20 protein-coding genes are annotated in these 18,901 nt (G+C 66.5%); 15 read left to right on the top strand and 5 right to left on the bottom strand.

Going from position 1 to position 18,901, the window contains the following annotated elements:
* Positions 1-15: 15 nt before the first annotated feature.
* A complete protein-coding gene (locus C3B78_RS12165) occupies positions 16-567 on the bottom strand; it encodes a DUF1697 domain-containing protein (RefSeq protein WP_104998304.1) in 552 nt (183 codons plus the stop codon).
* A 54-nt stretch (positions 568-621) separates the two neighbouring features.
* A complete protein-coding gene (locus C3B78_RS12160) occupies positions 622-1,341 on the bottom strand; it encodes an IclR family transcriptional regulator (RefSeq protein WP_009356552.1) in 720 nt (239 codons plus the stop codon).
* Between the two features lie 113 nt (positions 1,342-1,454).
* On the opposite strand from C3B78_RS12160, the gene leuC reads away from it, so the two are divergent.
* From leuC to C3B78_RS12130, 6 genes are all read left to right on the top strand, one after another.
* Positions 1,455-2,909 carry a 3-isopropylmalate dehydratase large subunit gene (gene leuC / locus C3B78_RS12155; protein WP_104999761.1) on the top strand — a complete coding sequence of 485 codons (1,455 nt, stop codon included), beginning with the start codon at positions 1,455-1,457 and terminating at the stop codon, positions 2,907-2,909.
* 8 nt (positions 2,910-2,917) lie between these two features.
* Positions 2,918-3,520, top strand: a complete 603-nt coding sequence (gene leuD, locus C3B78_RS12150; RefSeq protein WP_104998303.1) for a 3-isopropylmalate dehydratase small subunit — start codon at positions 2,918-2,920, stop codon at positions 3,518-3,520.
* A 150-nt stretch (positions 3,521-3,670) separates the two neighbouring features.
* Positions 3,671-4,996 carry a UDP-N-acetylglucosamine 1-carboxyvinyltransferase gene (gene murA / locus C3B78_RS12145; RefSeq protein WP_104998302.1) on the top strand — a complete coding sequence of 442 codons (1,326 nt, stop codon included), beginning with the start codon at positions 3,671-3,673 and terminating at the stop codon, positions 4,994-4,996.
* Positions 4,997-5,005: 9 nt separating this feature from the next.
* Positions 5,006-5,779, top strand: coding sequence for a lysophospholipid acyltransferase family protein (locus C3B78_RS12140; protein ID WP_104998301.1), 774 nt, complete (start codon positions 5,006-5,008; stop codon positions 5,777-5,779).
* Entirely contained in the window at positions 5,776-6,828 is a 1,053-nt protein-coding gene (locus C3B78_RS12135) for an NAD(P)H-dependent glycerol-3-phosphate dehydrogenase (protein WP_104998300.1), read from the top strand. Before C3B78_RS12140 ends, C3B78_RS12135 begins: the two co-directional genes overlap by 4 nt.
* A gap of 2 nt (positions 6,829-6,830) precedes the next feature.
* Positions 6,831-7,979, top strand: a complete 1,149-nt coding sequence (locus C3B78_RS12130; protein WP_104998299.1) for a D-alanine--D-alanine ligase family protein — start codon at positions 6,831-6,833, stop codon at positions 7,977-7,979.
* A gap of 17 nt (positions 7,980-7,996) precedes the next feature.
* On the opposite strand, the gene C3B78_RS12125 is transcribed toward C3B78_RS12130, so the two are convergent.
* Complete coding sequence (locus tag C3B78_RS12125; protein ID WP_104998298.1) at positions 7,997-8,500, bottom strand: DUF3515 family protein; 504 nt, start codon at positions 8,498-8,500, stop codon at positions 7,997-7,999.
* A 230-nt stretch (positions 8,501-8,730) separates the two neighbouring features.
* Between C3B78_RS12125 and thiL the strand changes: the two genes are divergently transcribed.
* From thiL to rsmD, 4 genes are read left to right on the top strand one after another with little or no spacing between them, the layout of a single operon-like run.
* Positions 8,731-9,681: a thiamine-phosphate kinase gene (gene thiL, locus C3B78_RS12120; protein WP_234005599.1), complete on the top strand. Its 951-nt coding sequence runs from the start codon at positions 8,731-8,733 to the stop codon at positions 9,679-9,681.
* A 22-nt stretch (positions 9,682-9,703) separates the two neighbouring features.
* A complete protein-coding gene (locus C3B78_RS12115; protein WP_104998297.1) occupies positions 9,704-10,690 on the top strand; it encodes a DAK2 domain-containing protein in 987 nt (328 codons plus the stop codon).
* Positions 10,680-12,947, top strand: coding sequence for an ATP-dependent DNA helicase RecG (locus C3B78_RS12110; protein ID WP_104998296.1), 2,268 nt, complete (start codon positions 10,680-10,682; stop codon positions 12,945-12,947). Before C3B78_RS12115 ends, C3B78_RS12110 begins: the two co-directional genes overlap by 11 nt.
* A 45-nt stretch (positions 12,948-12,992) precedes the next feature.
* Positions 12,993-13,616, top strand: a complete 624-nt coding sequence (gene rsmD / locus C3B78_RS12105) for a 16S rRNA (guanine(966)-N(2))-methyltransferase RsmD (RefSeq protein ID WP_104998295.1) — start codon at positions 12,993-12,995, stop codon at positions 13,614-13,616.
* 30 nt (positions 13,617-13,646) lie between these two features.
* Here the strand turns inward: rsmD and C3B78_RS12100 are convergent, their stop codons facing one another.
* Entirely contained in the window at positions 13,647-14,435 is a 789-nt protein-coding gene (locus C3B78_RS12100) for a spermidine synthase (RefSeq protein WP_104998294.1), read from the bottom strand.
* Positions 14,435-15,664, bottom strand: a complete 1,230-nt coding sequence (locus tag C3B78_RS12095) for an aminotransferase class I/II-fold pyridoxal phosphate-dependent enzyme (RefSeq protein WP_199775244.1) — start codon at positions 15,662-15,664, stop codon at positions 14,435-14,437. The genes C3B78_RS12100 and C3B78_RS12095 overlap by 1 nt, the downstream gene beginning before the upstream one ends.
* 43 nt (positions 15,665-15,707) lie before the next feature.
* Between C3B78_RS12095 and coaD the strand changes: the two genes are divergently transcribed.
* The 5 genes from coaD (at position 15,708) to mutM (ending at position 18,822) form a co-directional block, all read left to right on the top strand.
* The gene (coaD, locus tag C3B78_RS12090) at positions 15,708-16,208 is read left to right on the top strand and encodes a pantetheine-phosphate adenylyltransferase (RefSeq protein WP_104998292.1); all 501 of its coding nucleotides are present in this window, start codon (positions 15,708-15,710) and stop codon (positions 16,206-16,208) included.
* A 123-nt stretch (positions 16,209-16,331) separates the two neighbouring features.
* A complete protein-coding gene (locus C3B78_RS12085) occupies positions 16,332-16,856 on the top strand; it encodes a YceD family protein (RefSeq protein WP_104998291.1) in 525 nt (174 codons plus the stop codon).
* A gap of 36 nt (positions 16,857-16,892) precedes the next feature.
* Positions 16,893-17,096: a 50S ribosomal protein L32 gene (rpmF, locus tag C3B78_RS12080; RefSeq protein ID WP_009356569.1), complete on the top strand. Its 204-nt coding sequence runs from the start codon at positions 16,893-16,895 to the stop codon at positions 17,094-17,096.
* Between the two features lie 21 nt (positions 17,097-17,117).
* Entirely contained in the window at positions 17,118-17,837 is a 720-nt protein-coding gene (gene rnc, locus C3B78_RS12075; RefSeq protein WP_104998290.1) for a ribonuclease III, read from the top strand.
* A gap of 4 nt (positions 17,838-17,841) precedes the next feature.
* Positions 17,842-18,822 carry a bifunctional DNA-formamidopyrimidine glycosylase/DNA-(apurinic or apyrimidinic site) lyase gene (gene mutM / locus C3B78_RS12070; protein WP_104998289.1) on the top strand — a complete coding sequence of 327 codons (981 nt, stop codon included), beginning with the start codon at positions 17,842-17,844 and terminating at the stop codon, positions 18,820-18,822.
* Positions 18,823-18,901 lie beyond the last annotated feature (79 nt).

Genomic DNA, 18,901 nt, shown 5'->3' with positions numbered 1-18,901 from the left:
CGGCGGGCAGGAGAGCTAACCCCCGGTGGCCGCGAGTTCGGCGGCAACGTCCCTTACCTTGATCAGGGTGCGCAGGTTGCGCGTAGTGGTTGCGGCCTTGAATTTGGCTTTCGAAGAAATCTTGCTGAAGGGGCTGTCCAACGTTCCGCCGGCCGGTGCCAGCCACGCGAGGGCCTCCGGACCCAGCCTCTCCTGTTCGTTTCCCTCCAGCGCCGCCCCTGCCGCATCGAGTTCATCGAGGACCCCGGTGTCCGAGGCAAGGGTGATGTAGCTGTGGGTGGCTTTGTCGTCCTCGGGGTAGGGGCAGGCGGCCACCAGCTCTGACAGCCGGGCCGATTTGAGAACCACCACCCAGGCGTCATAGCCGAACGTGTCCCGGAGGCATTTTTCGCATTCGCGTTTGACGGCCTTCGCGTCCAGGGGGCTGGTGAGGACCACATTTCCGCTGGCAAGCAGGGTGCGGGCGTCAGCAAAGCCCGCGGCCTTGAGCGCCTCCCGCAGATCGGCCATCTTGATGTTGATGCCGCCCACGTTGATGCCGCGAAGAAACACTGCGTAGCTGCCCATGCCGAGAATCCTAGCCCGGCGGCGCTGGGTCCGGGCCGCTGGCCCGTGTCACTGCTAGTCGTTGTTCTTGCGCAGGGCCTCAGTGAGGATGCGGCCGGCATTGCAGACCACTTCGGCATGCAGCCTGCCGGGCTGGCGGGTGAGCCGCTCAATCGGACCGGAAATGGAAACTGCCGCGATCACCCGGCCGGACGGCCCGCGCACAGGCGCCGAAACTGAGGCAACCCCAGGCTCGCGTTCGCCGAGGCTCTGGCCCCAGCCCCGCCGTCGTACTCCAGCCAGGACGGTAGGCGTGAAGCGGGCCGACTGCAGCCCCTCGAGCAGCCGGTCATGGTCCTCCCAGGCGAGCAGCACCTGGGCGGCAGATCCTGCCTTCATGGACAGCTGGGTGCCCACGGGGATGGTGTCCCGCAGGCCGATGGGACGCTCGGCGGAAGCGACGCATACACGCCAGTCGCCTTGGCGGCGGAAGATCTGGGCGCTCTCGCCGGTGGCATCCCTCAGCTGCATCAGCACCGGGCCGGCGGAGGCGATCAGGCGGTCCTCGCCCGCGGCCGACGCCAGTTCAACCAGCCGGCTTCCAAGGACGAACCGGCCCTGGATATCACGGCTAACCAGCCGGTGGTGCACAAGGGCGAGGGCAAGCCGGTGCACGGTGGGGCGGGCCAGGCCAGTGGCAGCCACGAGCTGCGCCAGGGTGGTGGGGCCGGCTTCCAGTGCATCAAGCACCTGGGCCGCTTTATCAATGACACCGACTCCACTAGAATTGTCCATGTAATGATATTGCCGTCTCAATATCTGAGATGCAAATCTTTCGGCTGGCGCAGTGCGGAGCCATCCTGATTCAGTTGAACCCATTAGTCAAACAGCAGTGAAGGGAGATGGCCATGGCAAAGACATTGGCCGAGAAAGTCTGGGACGCACACGTGGTGCGCAAAGGTGATGGTGATGGAGCCAACGCCCAGCCCGACCTTCTCTTCATCGACCTCCACCTGGTCCACGAGGTCACGTCTCCGCAGGCATTCGAAGGCCTGCGCCTGGCCGGCCGCAAGCTGCGGCGGCCGGACCTGACCATCGCGACGGAGGACCACAACACTCCCACGCTGGACATCGACAAGCCTATCGCCGACCTGACCAGCCGCACCCAGATCCAGACGCTGCGCAACAACTGCGCGGAGTTCGGCGTGCGGCTGCACAGCCTCGGTGACGCCGAGCAGGGCATCGTCCACGTCGTGGGCCCGCAGCTGGGCCTCACCCAGCCGGGAATGACCGTTGTCTGCGGCGACTCGCACACCTCCACCCACGGTGCCTTCGGTGCGCTGGCCATGGGCATCGGCACCTCCGAGGTGGAGCACGTCATGGCCACCCAGACCCTGTCCCTGAAGCCGTTCAAGACCATGGCCATCAACGTCGAGGGAACGCTGCGTCCCGGGGTGACGGCGAAGGACATCATCCTGGCCGTGATCGCCAAGATCGGCACCGGCGGCGGCCAGGGCTACGTCCTGGAATACCGCGGCTCCGCCATCCGCTCACTGTCCATGGACGCCCGCATGACCATCTGCAACATGTCCATCGAAGCGGGTGCCAGGGCCGGCCTTGTTGCGCCGGACCAGACCACCTACGACTACATGTATGGCCGCCCGCACGCCCCGCAGGGTGCCGACTGGGACGCCGCCGTCGAATACTGGAACACCCTGCGCACCGACGACGACGCCGTCTTCGACGCCCAGGTGGACCTGGATGCCGACACCCTGGAGCCGTTCGTCACCTGGGGCACCAACCCGGGCCAGGGGGTCTCCCTGTCCGAGTCCGTGCCGTCACCGGAGGATTTCGGTGACGAGAACGCCAAGGCAGCGGCCGAGCGGGCACTGCAGTACATGGGCCTCAAGGCCGGCACGCCGATGAAGGACATCCGGGTGGACACCGTTTTCCTGGGCTCATGCACCAACTCCCGGATGGAGGACCTGCGCGCAGCGGCGGACATCATCCGCGGGCGCCGGAAGGATCCCAATATCCGCATGCTCGTGGTGCCGGGATCGGCGCGCGTGCGGCTGGAAGCAGAGGCCGAGGGCCTGGACCGCGTGTTCAAGGATTTCGGCGCCGAATGGCGCTTTGCCGGCTGCTCCATGTGCCTCGGCATGAACCCGGACCAGTTGGAGGTGGGGGAGCGCTGCGCGTCCACCTCCAACCGCAACTTCGAAGGGCGCCAGGGCAAGGGCGGCCGCACCCACCTGGTCTCCCCGGTGGTTGCCGCAGCCACGGCCATCCGCGGCACGCTGAGTTCGCCGTCGGACCTCGATCCGGCTCCCGAATCCGCCGCCATCCGCACCGACGCAGCCTAGGACACGCCATGGAAAAGTTCACCACCCACACCGGAATCGGCGTCCCGCTGCGGCAGAGCAACGTGGACACGGACCAGATCATCCCCGCCGTCTACCTCAAGCGGATTACCCGGACCGGCTTTGAGGACGCGCTGTTCTCGGCGTGGCGCAAGGACCCGTCCTTCATCCTGAACAAGGAGCCGTTCAACGCCGGGTCCGTCCTGGTGGCAGGCCCGGACTTCGGGACGGGATCGTCCCGCGAGCACGCCGTCTGGGCGCTGAAGGACTACGGCTTCAAGGCCGTCCTCTCTTCCCGCTTCGCCGACATTTTCCGCGGGAATTCCGGCAAGCAGGGCCTGCTGGCAGCCGAGCTCTCCCAGGATGACATCGAGCTGATCTGGAAGGAACTGGAGAACGCTCCGGGGACCGAAGTCACGGTTGACCTCGTGTCCAAGACCGTGGTGTGCGGAAACATCGTTGCGCCCTTCGAGATCGACGACTACACCCGCTGGCGGCTGCTCGAAGGCCTGGACGACATCGGGCTGACCCTCCAGCATGAGGCGGATATCACCGCCTACGAGGCCACCCGTCCTTCGTTCAAGCCGAAAACCCTGCCTGCGCGCCTTTCCTGAGGCCGCGGACTGCCTTCGAAACCGGGCGACGACGGCACGCCACGCCCTGCCGCCGTCGCCCGCGTATTTCGGTTCGGTAACGCAACCTCCTATGCTTGGTTGGAGCCTTTGCAAGGATTTGGGGGCGAGTGATCGTAAGGAAACCGGTATATGAGTAGTGTTCTGACAATCCGCGGCGGAGTCCCGCTTACAGGCCGCGTCAGCGTCCGGGGAGCAAAGAACCTTGTTCCCAAGGCGATGGTGGCAGCGTTGCTGGGCAACGAACCGTCGGTGTTGCGGAACGTGCCGGAGATCAAGGATGTGGAGGTGGTCACCTCCCTCCTGCAGCTCCACGGCGTGACCGTGGCGAAGGACCCGGTGAGCGGCGACCTCACGCTGGATCCCAAGGCCGCCAAGACGGCATCCAGCACCGCCATCGACGCCCACGCGGGCGATTCCCGGATCCCCATCCTGCTTTGCGGGCCGCTGATCCACGCGATCGGGGAGGCGTTCATCCCCGACCTCGGCGGCTGCAAGATCGGCGACCGGCCCATTGATTACCACCTGGACGTCCTGCGCCAATTCGGTGCCGTGGTGGAGAAACGGCCCGGCGGCATCCACATCTCGGCCCCCAAGGGCCTCCAGGGCGCCAAGATCTCCCTGCCCTACCCTTCCGTGGGCGCCACCGAGCAGGTGCTGCTCAGCGCCACGCGCGCCGAGGGCATCACCGAGCTGTCCGGTGCTGCAACAGAGCCGGAGATCATCGACCTCATCGCCGTGCTTCAGAAGATGGGCGCCATCATCAGCGTCCAGACTGACCGCACCATCCGCATCGAAGGCGTCCGCGACCTCGGCGGCTACAACCACCGGGCGCTCTCGGACCGCAACGAATCCGCGTCGTGGGCTTCTGCGGCACTGGTGACCAAGGGCGACATTTTCGTTGAAGGCGCCTCGCAGCGGGACATGATGACCTTCCTGAACACCTACCGCAAGGTGGGCGGCGGCATGGACATCGGCGAGGACGGCATCCGTTTCTACCACCGCGGCGGAAAGCTCAATCCGCTGGTGCTGGAGACCGACGTGCACCCCGGCTTCATGACGGACTGGCAGCAGCCGCTGGTGGTGGCCCTGACCCAGGCCGAAGGCGTGTCCATCGTCCACGAGACGGTCTACGAGAACCGTTTCGGGTTCACTGATGCGCTCATCCGGATGGGCGCCAGCATCCAGGTGCACCGTGAGTGCCTGGGCAGCGTGCCGTGCAGGTTCGGCCAGCGGAACTTCCTCCACTCGGCCGTGATCTCCGGACCCACCCAGCTCAAAGGCACCGACATTGACGTTCCGGACCTGCGCGGGGGCTTCAGCCACCTGATTGCCGCCCTGGCAGCCACTGGCACATCCCGCGTCACGGGGATCGACATCATCAACCGCGGCTACGAGCGCTTCACTGAAAAGCTGGCCGGCCTTGGCGCCGACTTCGACATCACCACAGAGAAGTAGCAGGCAGCCGTGAAGGAACCGGCCAAGAGCCGCGCCACCCTCGCTGTGGTCGCCGGCATAGTCCGCCCCCTGTTCAACCTGATGATGGACAAGAAGTGGGAGGGCACGGAAAAGCTGCCTGCGGGCGGTTTTATCGCCGCACCCAACCACTGCACCGAGATCGATCCCCTGATCATCGGCCACCTCCTCTATAACCACAGGATTGCCCCGCACTTCCTTGCCAAGTCGGGGCTCTTCAAGGTTCCGGTGCTGGGCTGGGTCCTGCGTGCAACAAAGCAGATCCCGGTGGAACGTTCGACGGCGGGGGCGAACCGCTCCTTGCAGCTTGCGCAGGAGATCGTCGCCGAAGGCGGGGCCATCATCATCTACCCCGAAGGCACCCTGACGCGCGATCCCGGGCTGTGGCCCATGAAAGGCCACACGGGTGCTGCACGGCTTGCCCTGGAGGGCGGCATTCCGGTGGTTCCGATTGCCCACTGGGGCGCCCACGAAGTGTTCCCGCGCTACGGCAAGCGGTTCCACCTGTTCCCGCGCAAGAAGTCAACGGTGGTAGTGGGCGAGCCCGTTGACCTCAGCGCCTTCGCCGGCCGTCCGCTGGACAAGGCAACCCTCGCCGGGGCCACCGACGCGATCATGGATGCGATCACCGGACTCCTGGCGGAAATCAGGGGAGAAGAGCCGCCGGCTGAGCGGTGGGATCCGGCCAAGCAGCAGCAGGCCCGGCACGGCAGGTTCGTGGAGCGCGGGCAGCAGCAGGCCGGTACCGGAACGGAAACTCCGTGATCCCTGGGGGAAGGCAGACGGGCTCTGCCCGTTCCGTTGCTGTTCTCGGCGCCGGCTCCTGGGGAACAACCTTTGCAAAAATTCTGGCCGACGCCGCGGCTGCTGCCGGTGAGCCCCGCACCATCAGGCTGTGGGGCAGGCGCGCTGAAGTGGTCGAGGGCATCAACGCCAGCCACCGCAATGTGCAGTACCTGAAGGAGGTCCCGCTGCCGGAAAGCATCACCGCCTCAACGGACGTCGCCACCGTACTGGAGGGCGCCGACCTCGTGGTCATCGCGGTCCCTGCCCAGTCACTCCGGCCGCAGCTGCGGGAGTGGAAAGGCCTGATCGCTCCGGACGCCATGGTTGTCTCGCTGATGAAAGGCCTGGAGCTCGGTACGGACGCCAGGATGAGCGAGGTCATCAGCGAGGAGCTGGGCGTGCCCACCGAGCGTATTGCCATTGTGTCCGGCCCCAACCTGGCCATGGAAATCGCCCGCGAAGAACCCACTGCCTCTGTGGTTGCCTGCACCGACTCCGACGCCGCAGGCTGGATCGCCAGGAGCTGCACGGCCCCCTACTTCCGGCCGTACACCACCACTGACGTAGTGGGGGTGGAGATCGGCGGAATCGTCAAGAACGTGATTGCCCTCGCCGTCGGCATCTGCGAGGGCAGGCAGATGGGGGACAACACCAAGGCGTCCGTCATCACCCGCGGACTCGCGGAAACGTCCCGCCTTGCCCTTGCCCTTGGCGGGGAAGCCAAAACGATGGCCGGCCTCGCAGGCCTGGGCGACCTTGTGGCCACCTGCTCCTCCCCGCTGTCACGCAACCACACCGCCGGGCGGCTCCTGGGGCAAGGCCTCACGCTTGAGGAGGTGGGCCAGAAGATGACCCAGACCGCCGAAGGCATAAAGTCGGGCCAGGCGGTCCATGAACTGGCCGGCAAGCTGGGCGTGGAGATGCCCATTACAGCTGCCGTCGTCGCCGTGCTGGCCGGCAAGCTGTCCGTTGACCAACTGGGGCCTGTCCTGCTGTCCCGGGAACTGAAACCTGAAGGCGATTACTGACGATGTCTCATGAAAACCTGACCGCAGGGGAGCCCGCGCCACGGGCGAAACCCCGGGTGGCGGTCCTTTTCGGCGGCCGCTCGAGCGAGCATGCTGTGAGCTGCGTGACCGCTGCCGGGGTCCTCGGCGCGATCAACAAGGACAAATACGAGGTAATTCCCATTGGAATCGCCAAAACCGGGCAATGGGTCCTGGCGTCCGCCGACACGGCCCAGTGGTCCCTCGCGGGGACCTCCCTGCCGGAGGTGGCGCCTTCGCCGCAGACCGTGACCCTTGCCGAGATCGGGGGCGAGCACCAGCTGATCGTCACGGCCCCGAACGAGGTTCCCCGGGAACTCGGCACGGTGGACGTGGTTTTCCCGCTCCTGCACGGCCCGTTCGGGGAGGACGGATCCATCCAGGGGCTCCTGGAACTCTCGGATACCCGCTACGTCGGCGCCGGCGTCCTCGCTTCGGCCGTGGGCATGGACAAGCACTTCATGAAGGTGGTGTTCGAGGCTGCAGGGCTGCACGTCGGTCCGTATGTTGCCGTCACGGACAGGCAGTGGCGCAAAGACCCGGAATCGGTGCGCAAACAGGTAGACCGGCTGGGATTCCCCGTGTTCGTCAAGCCGGCCCGGGCAGGATCCTCCATGGGTATCTCCAAGGTGGATTCCCTGGAACAGCTCGATGCAGCCATCGAGGAAGCCCGGCGCCACGACCTGAAACTGGTGATCGAGGCCGGCATCACCGGCCGGGAGATCGAATGTGCGGTCCTCGAAGGCAGGGGCACCGACGCACCACGCACCTCCATGCCGGGTGAAATCTCCGTGGCAGGCGGAACCCACGAGTTCTACGATTTCAACGCGAAATATGTGGAGGACGGGGCCGCCTCCCTCAGCTGCCCTGCCGATATCCCGGAGGAAGCCATCGCCCGGGTCCGGGAGCTTGCCGCGGCCGCGTTCGACGCCGTGGGGGCCGAGGGCCTGAGCCGGGTGGACTTCTTCTACAGCCCTGCCGGGGAACTCATCATCAACGAGATCAACACCATGCCCGGCTTCACGCCCAAGAGCATGTACCCGCAGATGTGGGCGGCTTCCGGCCTGGGTTATGCCGACCTCATCGACGAACTGATTTACTTGGCGCTGAACCGCAAAACCGGGCTGCGCTAAGAGTCGACCGCCGCGGCCTACTGGCTCGGCGGCAGGTTCTGCAGATCCTCCTGCCCCACGCAGTTCCTGGCGGCCGGCACCTTGCCGGCTGCTGCCGCAAGGTCAGCCAGTACCGTGGCGGAACTGATCTTGTCGGGGTCCATGAGGATCTCTGTTGCCGGTTCCCGGCCGTAGGTTGTCAGGGTCCACACCGGGTCCCCTTCCTTGATGACCCAGTCAATGCCGTTGACCGTCACGCAGCGGTCCGTGGTGGGGCCGGGCGCATTCACACCGCAGCGCAGGATCACCAGGGACGGGTCGCCCCAGGCTGCGGTGGCCTGGCTGTTCGTTTTTCGCAACGCGTGCTCGCCGATGGCGTCAGGAAGGCCCACCATCATGGGCGCGCACGCGGGGTTGGCCGCGTCCCTGGCCGCCGGAACATCCACGGCAGGCGAGCACGAGGTTAAAGGAACGGCCGCAAGGCTCCCAATCAGTGCCAGCCTGGCAACGCGGGCGGGCAGGGAAAGCTGGGGACGGCGCATGTCTCCAGCCTATCGCCGCGGCGGGCTCCGCCCTGACGCGGCACCGGGGGGCCGGCAATGTCGGAGCACCGCGATAGCGTAGAGGCGTGCCTGAAAATCCCATCACCCACCGCGGGCGGCCCCGCCCTGAGGGCCCGGCCGCCGTCGGGGAGCCGCTGAACGTCTCCTCCCTGACCGTCTCTGCGCTCTCCGAGGCCGAGCTGCTGGCCCGGATTTTTCCGCGCCTGGCCATGGACGGCGCGCACACCGCCGCTACGCTGCTCGGCCCGGGGGATGACGCCGCCATAGTGGCGTCTCCTGATGGCAGGACCGTCATCAGCATCGACACCCAGGTCCAGGACCAGGACTTCAGGCTGCAATGGCCTAGCGGCTACCGGACCACCGGCTTCGATGTCGGCTGGAAAGCTGCGGCGCAGAACCTGAGCGACATCAACGCCATGGGGGCGAGCGCCACGTCGATGGTGGTAAGCCTTACGCTTCCGCCTGAAACGGCTGTGGGCTGGGTGGAGGACCTGGCGGACGGCCTCACCGCGGGGATCAGGGAGCTGGGCGCGGCCCACTGCTCGGTAGCGGGCGGGGACCTGGGGCGCGGGCGCGAAATTTCCGTCACGGTGGCCGTGCTGGGAACGCTCGACGCCGGCGCGCCCGTCCTCCGGTCCGGCGCCAGGCCGGGGGACGTCCTTGCCCTTGCGGGCACCGCCGGCCGCGCCGCCGCCGGCCTCGCACTGTTGGAATCGGACGTGCCTGTCGAGGCCCTCAGCGACGGTCAACGCGCCTTAGTCGAAGTGCAGTGCAGGCCCAGGCCTCCCCTGGCGTCAGGGCCCGCCGCCCGAGCCGCCGGCGCCACCGCCATGCTGGACATCTCAGACGGCCTGCTGCGCGATGGGCTGCGGCTGGCAACAGCCAGCCTTGTCGCCGTCGACCTCAATCCAGGCCCGCTGAAGCGGCTGGCGGACGCCCTTCGGCCGGCCGCGGAACTGTTGGGCGTGGACGCTGGAGAGTGGGTGCTCGGCGGCGGGGAGGACCACGGACTGCTTGCCACATTCCCTCCTGGTTCGCCGCTGCCCCAAGGATTCACTGCGATAGGCTCAGTACAAGCACTGGGAAACAACGAAGGCCCGGGCGTCAAAATTGCGGGCCGGTCCGCGGACACCGGGGGATGGGATCACTTTGCACACTAAGGTTGCCGCTAACGCGCAAGCGATGAAGAGGTGGTTGGGCAAGGCTGAGACCGCCCTTGGCAACCACAGCGACCGCCTGAATGCCATCAACATTTTTCCCGTGGCCGACGGCGACACCGGCACAAACCTCTACGTCACCGTGCGCGCGGCAGCCCGTTCCCTCGCCGCCACCGGTGACCACCCCGCACAGATGGACGTCGGCGCAGTCCTGGCCACCGCGGGCCAGGCAGCCATGGAGGAAGCACGGGGAAACTCGGGAACCCTTTTTTCGGTGTTCCTGTGCGCAGCCGCCGAGCCGCTGGCAGGCCACACCCGGCTGACCTCCACCCTGCTGGCGGCAGCCCTCAACCGTGCCCAGATCCGTGCCTGGTCGGCATTGAGCGATCCCGTGCCGGGAACCATGCTCTCCGTCATGGAAGCGGCAGCCCGGGCCGCGGCCGCTGTCGACGCCGGACAGAACGGGAACGACAGCAACCACGCCCTGGGCCTTGCCCTGGACGCCGCCGTGGAGGGCGCCCTCGCCGCGGTGATCCACACCGAAGACCAGTTGGACGTTCTGACGACCGCCCATGTGGTTGATGCGGGCGGAGTGGGCATGCTGCTGATCCTTGATTGCCTTCGCTCAGCGATCCTGGGCGAAGAACTCCAAAGCGAACTCCTTGACGGCCTGCACGGCTACGACGTCTCGGATCCGCACATCCATACGGCCATGCCGGACGACGACGGCGTGGAAGTCATGTGCACCATCAGCCTGTCGCCCCTCAATGCGGCAACCCTCCGCCAGCGGCTGGACGAGGTGGGCGAGTCGGTGATCATGAGCCAGGTTGGCAGCGGGCCGGACTCCGACGGCAACTACCGGTGGCGCGTCCACGTCCACGTCCCCGAGGCAGATCCCGCCGTCGGCATCATCCGGTCCCTGGGGGAGCCGGCCAACATCAGCATCAGTGAACTCGCGCTGCCGCGGGACCCGGCCACGGATGCAGTGAACTCCAGCGGGCATGAGCGCTGAACTGGACCTGGCGCTGGAACGGCGGATTGGCAAGCGTTCCGCAGCGGTCATTGAAAAGCATCTGGGCATCACCACAGTCGAGGGGCTGCTGAACTACTACCCGCGCCGCTACATGAACCGCGGCGAGCTGACGCCTATCAGCGAGATTCCCCGGGACGAAGAAGTCACCTTGATCGCCCGCGTGCTCTCCAGCAATACCCGCCGGATGCAGGCGCGCCGCGGCACCATCACCGATGTCGTGGTTTCCGACGACGACGGGAGGCAGGGTCTCCGGCTGGTAGGCGGCACGGAGTACCGCGGCAAAGCGCCGGGTACGCTCAAAATCAGCTTCTTCAACGGCTTCAAGGCCCAGGCAGAGCTGCTCCCCGGCCGCCGGGCGCTGTTTTCCGGCAAGGTCACGTCCTTCAAGGGATCCCTTGGCCTCACCAACCCCGACTACCAGGTGCTGGACGACGATCCGTTCAGCGAGGGCGGCCGGGATCCGGAAAAGCTGGCCGCCATGCCCATTCCCATTTATCCGGCCACCGCCAAGCTTCCCAGCTGGAAGATCCAGAAGGCCGTCTCAACCCTGCTCGAAACCGCTGACCTTGGCTCCCTGCCGGATCCCGTGCCACCCGCCATTGCGGCCAGGGAGAAGTTCCTCCCGATCGCCGAAGCCTACCGGCTGGTCCATGAACCGGAATCGGCCACGGACTGGCAGCAGGCGCGGCGCCGCTTCCGTTACCAGGAGGCGCTGGTGCTGCAGTCCGCCCTGGCCCGCCGCCGGGCCCAGCTGGCCTCGGAGGAAGCCACTGCCCGCCGGCCCGCTCCGGAGGGCCTGCTGGCCAGTTTCGACCGCAGCCTTCCGTTCACGCTCACGGCCGGGCAGGCCGCCGTCGGGGAAACGCTGGCGGCCGAACTCTCCCGGGACGTCCCCATGAATCGGCTGCTGCAGGGAGAAGTGGGCTCCGGCAAGACCATAGTGGCGCTCCGTGCCATGCTGCAGGTGGTGGATGCCGGCGGGCAGGCGGCCCTGCTGGCCCCCACGGAAGTCCTCGCTGCCCAGCATTTCGAATCGATCCGCCGGACACTGGGCCCACTCTCCGGCGACGGACTGCTGGGCGGGATGGACGGCGCCTCCGTCCAGGTTTCGCTGCTCACTGGCTCCATGCCAACGGCGGCACGGCGGCAGGCCCTGCTTGACGCCGCGTCAGGGACGGCCGGGATCATCATTGGGACCCATGCCCTGCTGAGCGACAACGTGTCCTTCTACGATCTCGGCCTGATCGTGGTGGACGAGCAGCACCGCTTCGGGGTGGAGCAGCGCGACGCCCTGCGCGCCAAGGCACGCAAGCCGCCGCATCTGCTGGTCATGACGGCCACGCCCATCCCGCGGACCGTCGCGATGACAGTTTTCGGCGACCTCGAAACGTCGGTCCTGGACGAACTGCCGGCCGGCCGTGCCCCTATCGCCACCCACCTGGTGGGACTTGCGGAGAATCCGGCCTGGGCAGGGCGCATCTGGGCCCGCGCCCGGGAAGAGATTGACAGGGGCCACCAGGTGTACGTCGTCTGCCCCAGGATCGGAACGGACGACGACGGCGACTTCAGTCCCGGGGAGGCGGCGCCTCCGGCAGGGGAGGCGGAAGGAGACGGCGGCCGGGAACTCGCCTCGGTGACGGCCGTCGTCGAGCATCTGCGGGAAGAGACCGCCCTGTCCGGAATTCCCCTGGCGCCGCTCCACGGACGGCTGGAACCGGACGTGAAGTTCGGCGTCATGGAGGACTTTGCGGCCAACCGCATCAAGCTGCTTGTCTCCACTACGGTGATCGAGGTCGGCGTGGACGTGCACAACGCAACGCTGATGGTCATCCTGGATGCGGACCGGTTCGGGATTTCCCAGCTGCACCAGCTCCGCGGCCGGGTGGGCCGGGGCGGGCTGCCAGGGACCTGCCTGCTGGTCACCGCCCTTGACCCCGGGCATCCCAGCCGTCGCAGGCTGGATGCCGTGGCGGCGACCACCGACGGCTTCGTCCTGTCCGAGGAGGACCTGAAGCTGCGGCGCGAGGGCGACATCCTGGGAGCCTCACAATCAGGCGGACGCTCCGCCCTGAAGCTGCTCCGCGTCCTGGAGCATGGCGACGTCATTGCCCGGGCCAGGGAAGATGCCCAGCAGATTGTGCGCGAGGATCCCGCCCTGTCCGCTCGTCCGGAGCTTGCCGAGGCGATCGACAAATACCTCAATCCCGAGAAGGAGGCGTTCCTTGAACGCGGTTAGCATGGTGGGTGCCGGATATCCTGGCGGCCAAGACAGGAGCGTTGAATGAGCCGGATTATTGCAGGCGCCGCCGGCGGCACTCCCTTGACCGCCGTCCCGGGTTCCCTCACCAGGCCCACCACGGACCGCGTCAAGGAAGCGCTGTTTTCCCGCCTTGATGCCTTCAATGTCATTGCCGGCGCCCGCGTGCTGGACCTCTATGCGGGTTCCGGCTCCCTCGGGGTCGAAAGCGGCAGCAGGGGTGCCCAGGCGGTGGACCTGGTGGAGTCCGATGGCAAGGCCAGCGCCGTTTGCCAGCGCAATGCCGACCTCATCAACGGAGTCCTGGGCCGGAAAGCCGTGACTGTCCACCGCTCAAAGGTGGAACCTTTCCTGGAGCGCGCATCGGAGACGGCAGTCTGGGACCTTGTGTTCCTGGACCCGCCGTATCTGCTCGACGAGGTTGGCTTGCAGGCAGTGCTCCTGAAGCTTTCCACCCACCTTTCGCCGGCGGCGGTGGTGGTGGTGGAACGGTCATCCCGCTCACCCGAGCCCCAGTGGCCGGACACCATCACCCGGTTCGCGGAGAAGAAATACGGGGAGACCAGGCTGTGGTTCGCGGAGCCCTTCGTGCCCGACGCAATCGACGATGACGATATTCCCGAGGCACCGGAACCGCCTGGACGCTAGCCCGGGTGCGGGAGCCATGGCTTCCCGGAGTCATCCTGCAAAGGGGTCGAGGTCCAGTCCGGCCAGCACCTTTGCCGGATGCGGCCCGCGGGCGGTCAGTTCAGTGGTCCATTCCGGCGGCCACGGGGTGAGGGTGCCGGCGAGGATGATGTTGCCGGGATAGCGGCCTTCGAACATGCCTGTTTCCGCGACGGCGGCCACATCCGCCATGGCCTGCCGCATGGCGGACACCTGGCTTCGGACCAGGGTCAGGCCCGGCTCGTCGCCGACATTGACGATCAGCACTCCGGCAGGGCTGAGCCGTTCCCTCACCTCCCGGTAGAACGCGCCGCTGGTCAGATGCGCGGGCGCGTCCGGCCCGGAAAAGATGTCCAGGATGACGACGTCGAACCGGAGGCCGGGGCCAATCCGGACAAGCGACTCCCGCGCATCGCCGATGACCGTCTGCAGGTCCGTCCCCTCGGGCAGGGGCAGCTCCCGCAGGACGAAATCGAGCAGCTCACGCTCCAGCTCCACCGCGTACTGCACCGACCCGGGCCTTGTGGCCTGGACGTACCGGGCCAGGGTCAGCGCTCCGGCGCCCAGGTGCAGCGCGCTGACCGGCTCGCCAGCGGGTGCCGCCAGGTCCACCAGGTGTCCGATCCGGCGCAGGTATTCGTAGAAAATCTCCTCCGGGTGCAGAAGGTTCACGTGGGACTGTTCCGCGCCGCCGATGCTGAGGACGTAGCTGCCGGCCGTGAACGCATCGGGTTCTATGGACGCGTGCTGCCCGGTGGTGCGCAGGAACCGGGACGCCCGGACTTCCCGGCCGCCGGGCATCAGAGCCTGCCGCTGAGCGCGGCCAGCCGCTCGGCAGCTTCTTCCAGGACCTCGGCCTTCTTGCAGAAGGCGAAACGGAGCAGGCTCCGGGTGCGTTCCGCTCCCTCGGCGTGGCAGAAGACCGGGACCGGGATCGCGGCCACGCCCACCAGTGCCGGAAGCTTCCGGGCCAGGTCTACGGAGTCGCTGATGCCCAAGGGGGCGGTATCCACATTGACGAAGTACGTGCCCTGCGGGGAGAAGACCTCGAACCCCGCGGCGCGCAAGCCTTCACTCAGGATGTCCCGCTTGTGCTCAAGGGACGCCGCGATGCCCGCATAGAACGAGTCGGGCAGGGCCAGGCCAGCGGCGATGGCCGACTGGAACGGCGTGCCCGAACTGTAGGTGAGGAACTGCTTGACCGTCCGGGCGGCGGACACCAGCTCTTCGGGTCCCGTGAGCCAGCCGACCTTCCAGCCAGTCAGGGAAAAGGTCTTGCCGGCAGAGGAAATGGTGATGGTCCGGTCCGCCGCTCCGGGCAGGGAAGCCACCGGTACGTGCCGGACGCCGAACGTGAGGTGCTCATAGACCTCGTCCGTGATGATGATGCTGTCATGCCTGCGGGCCAGTTCAACGACCCGTTGGAGCACGTCCCGCGGGAAGACCGCTCCGGTGGGGTTGTGGGGGTTGTTCAGCAGCACCACCTTGGTCCGCGCGCTGAAAGCAGCCTCGAGGGCGGCCATATCCGGCATGAAGTCCGGGGCCAGGAGCGGTGCAGTCACGTGCGTCGCACCGGACAGGCCGATCACGGCGCCGTAGGAGTCGTAGAAAGGCTCCAAGGTCAGGACCTCGTCGCCCGGACCGGCGAAGGCCAGGAGCGAGGCTGCGATGGCCTCGGTGGCGCCGGTGGTGACGATTACTTCCGTTGCCGGGTCGGGGGAGAGGCCGTAGAACCGCTGCTGGTGGGCCGAGACCGCCTCCCGCAGTTCCGGGATGCCCTTGCCGGGCGCATACTGGTTCGCGCCGGCCAGGATGGCAGACCGGGCAGCTTCCCTGATTTCCGCCGGGCCGTCCTCATCCGGGAACCCCTGGCCGAGGTTAATGGCGCCGGTCTGCACGGCCAGGGTGGTCATCTCTTCGAAGATGGTGACGCCCAGGCCTCCGTCGGGGGCCAGGAGGTTTGCTCCGAGGGCGGCGCGCTGCCATGGAGCAGGGGCCATGGGGGTGGAAAGTTCCCGTGGTGGATGCATCCAGTCATGGTATCCCGGTGTTCCCATGGGGTAGGTTCGGAGCATGAGACGCGCTGTCTGCCCCGGATCCTTTGACCCCATCCACAACGGCCATCTCGAGGTTATTGCGCGTGCCGCCGGCCTCTTTGACGAGGTCATCGTGGCTGTGTCCACCAACCAGGCCAAGCAGTACAGGTTCGCCCTCCAGGAGCGCCTGGACATGGCACGGGAAACCCTCGCCTCGCTCAAGGGCATCGTGGTGGAACCGGTCGGGGAGGGCCTGCTCGCAGAGTATTGCCGGCAGCGGGGTGTTTCGGCCATCGTCAAGGGACTCAGGTCTTCCTCGGACTTCGACTACGAGCTGCCCATGGCCACCATGAACCGGCAGCTCAGCGGCGTTGAAACGGTCTTCCTGCCTGCGGAGGCCCATTACCTCCACCTTTCTTCCACCCTCATCAAAGAGGTGGCCGGCCTGGGGGGAAATGTGTCCGACTACGTGCCCCGCTCGGTGCAGCGGCGGATGCTTGCGGGCGAGTCGGGCCCCGGCCAGCAGCCGAGGGGGTAGGCTTGACCGGTACTTCGGCACTCCCTGCCGGCCGGTTTGAGTCCCTGTGGCTCTTCAGGCTAAGATAGTACGTCGGTCATATGTTCAACAGGAGTTCTCATTAAAAGAGATGCTGGTTCGCCCCTGGCGTTCGACGTCAAGGACCTCGGGCGCAGCCCGGGAAGCATGCGGACACTGAAGGAACATGTACCCGCGCCAGGTGATCTTGGCGTGGCGCTCATTGGCGTTCAGGAAGGCTCGGATATCGAGCTGGATCTGAGGCTTGAAGCCGTACACGAAGGAATTTTGGTATCAGGAACCGTGCTCACCGAGGTAACAGGTGAATGCGGCCGATGCCTGGATCCCCTTGCGTATGACCTCGAGGTCAATGTGCAAGAACTTTTCTTCTATGGGGGCGTGGAGCTCTCGGACGGAGAAGATGATGAAGAGCAACGTCGAGTCGAGCACGATGTAATCGATCTTGAACCGGTGTTGCGGGACGCAGTGGTGACCGCGCTGCCGTTCCAGCCGGTGTGCCGGGAAGACTGCCAGGGCCTTTGCTCCGAATGTGGAGTTCGCCTGGAAGACGAGCCGGGGCACCACCACGAGGTCTTGGATCCTCGCTGGGCTGCCCTAGCTGATATGGCTAAGCCTGACCGGCAAAATTGATTTGTACGTGTTTGTCTAGAGAGAAATGAGTTAGCCGTGGCTGTTCCCAAGCGGAAAATGTCTCGCTCGAATACCCGCGCCCGCCGCTCCCAGTGGAAGGCGACCGCCCCCCACCTGGTGAAGACCGTCGAGAACGGCCAGGTCACCTACAGCCTGCCGCACCAGGCAAAGGTCGTCACCGACTCGGCCGGCACTGCGCTGTTCCTTGAGTACAAGGGACGCAAGGTCGCGGACGTCTAATCGGCCGCTCAGGCTGACATGATGTCTTCAACTGAAGAGCTTCTGAAGCGTCTCGGTGTCTCTATTGACGCCGGGACGCTTCGTCTTGCGCTCACACACCGTTCCTACGCCTACGAAAACGGCGGCATCCCCACTAACGAGCGGCTCGAATTCCTGGGTGATTCCATCCTCGGGTTCTCCGTCACCGATGCCCTGTACCGGGACAACCCGGAACTGCCCGAAGGTGAGCTCGCAAAGCGGCGCTCCGCCGTCGTCAGCACCCGTGCGCTTGCCGGCATTGGACGCAGCCTGGGCATCGGGGAGTACATCTACCTTGGCCAGGGCGAAAAGCTCACCCACGGCAACAACAAGGCTTCCATCCTCGCTGACACCATGGAGGCGCTCATTGGTGCCACCTACGTGTCCAACGACATCGAGACCGCACGCCAGCTGGTGATGCGCCTGATCGGTCCGTTGCTGAAGGACGCGGCCGCCCTGGGCGCCGGAACGGACTGGAAAACCAGCATCCAGGAACTCGCGGCCAGCCGCCAGCTCGGCACCATCCACTACGCCGTGGACGGCTCGGGGCCGGACCATGCCCGCACTTTCACCGCCGTCCTCCATGTGGGCGGAACCGCCTATGGCAAGGGTTCCGGCCACTCGAAAAAGGAAGCCGAGCAGGAGGCGGCGGCCGACGCATGGCGGGTGCTCTCCGCGTCGGCGGGAGCAAAAAAGTCCGCCGGTTCCATCCCCGCCAAGTAGCGCCATGCCTGAACTTCCCGAGGTTGAGGTGGTGCGCCGCGGCCTGGTGAGCTGGGTCCGCGGCCGGACCATCACCTCCGTGGAGGTCCTTGATCCACGCTCGGTGCGCCGGCACGCCCTGGGCGCGGCGGACTTTACCGGCAACCTGGAAGGCGCCACAGTTGCAGACGTCGTTCGACGGGGCAAGTTCTTGTGGATGCCGCTGGTGGAAGGCAGCCACGGGGACGGCGCCGCCGGAGCAGCGCCGGCGCCAGCCGTGGAACGCCCCCACGTTGCCCTGATGGCCCACCTCGGGATGAGCGGCCAGCTCCTGGTGCAGGACCGGGACGTCCCGGACGAAAAGCACCTGAAGGTCCGTTTCCGGCTCAGCCCCGGCGACGGCAAGCCGGAAGAACTGAGGTTCGTGGACCAGCGGATCTTTGGCGGGCTGTTCGTCACGGCGATGGTTCCCACGGACGACGGCGGCCCGGGCGGCCTTGCCGAATCGCCCCTGCCCTTGATAGCTGAGGAAGCGTCACACATCGCACGCGACCCCCTGGACCCCGCCTTCTGCTTCGACCTTTTCTACCGACGCCTCCGCAAGCGCAAAACCGGCTTGAAGCGGGCCCTTCTGGACCAGGGTCTGGTCTCCGGAATCGGAAACATCTACGCGGACGAAGCGCTGTGGAGCGCCCGGCTGCACTACGCCCGCCCCACCGACACCCTGCGGCGTGCCGATGCGGAGAGGGTGCTCGCCAGCGCCCGGCAGGTCATGCTGGATGCCCTCGCCGCCGGAGGAACCAGCTTTGATTCGCTGTATGTGAACGTCAACGGCGCTTCCGGGTACTTTGACCGGTCCCTCAACGCCTACGGCCGGGAAGGGCAGCCCTGCAAACGCTGCGCCGCGGCTGGTATCCACGCCGTCATCCGCCGCGAGCAGTTCATGAACCGGTCCTCGCACACCTGTCCCGTCTGCCAGCCCCGTCCCCGGAACGGGCGCTGGTGAGAATGCCCGCGGGAATCCCGGAATTCGGGCCCCCACCCAGTAGATTGAGGACAGCGAAGCAGCCGCCTCAGCCACTCAG

It is taken from the genome of Arthrobacter sp. PGP41 (genome assembly GCF_002953935.1).
Taxonomy (GTDB): Bacteria; Actinomycetota; Actinomycetes; order Actinomycetales; family Micrococcaceae; genus Arthrobacter.
Note: the sequence above shows the minus strand (reverse complement) of the source record. Positions and strands in the feature narration are given on the sequence as shown.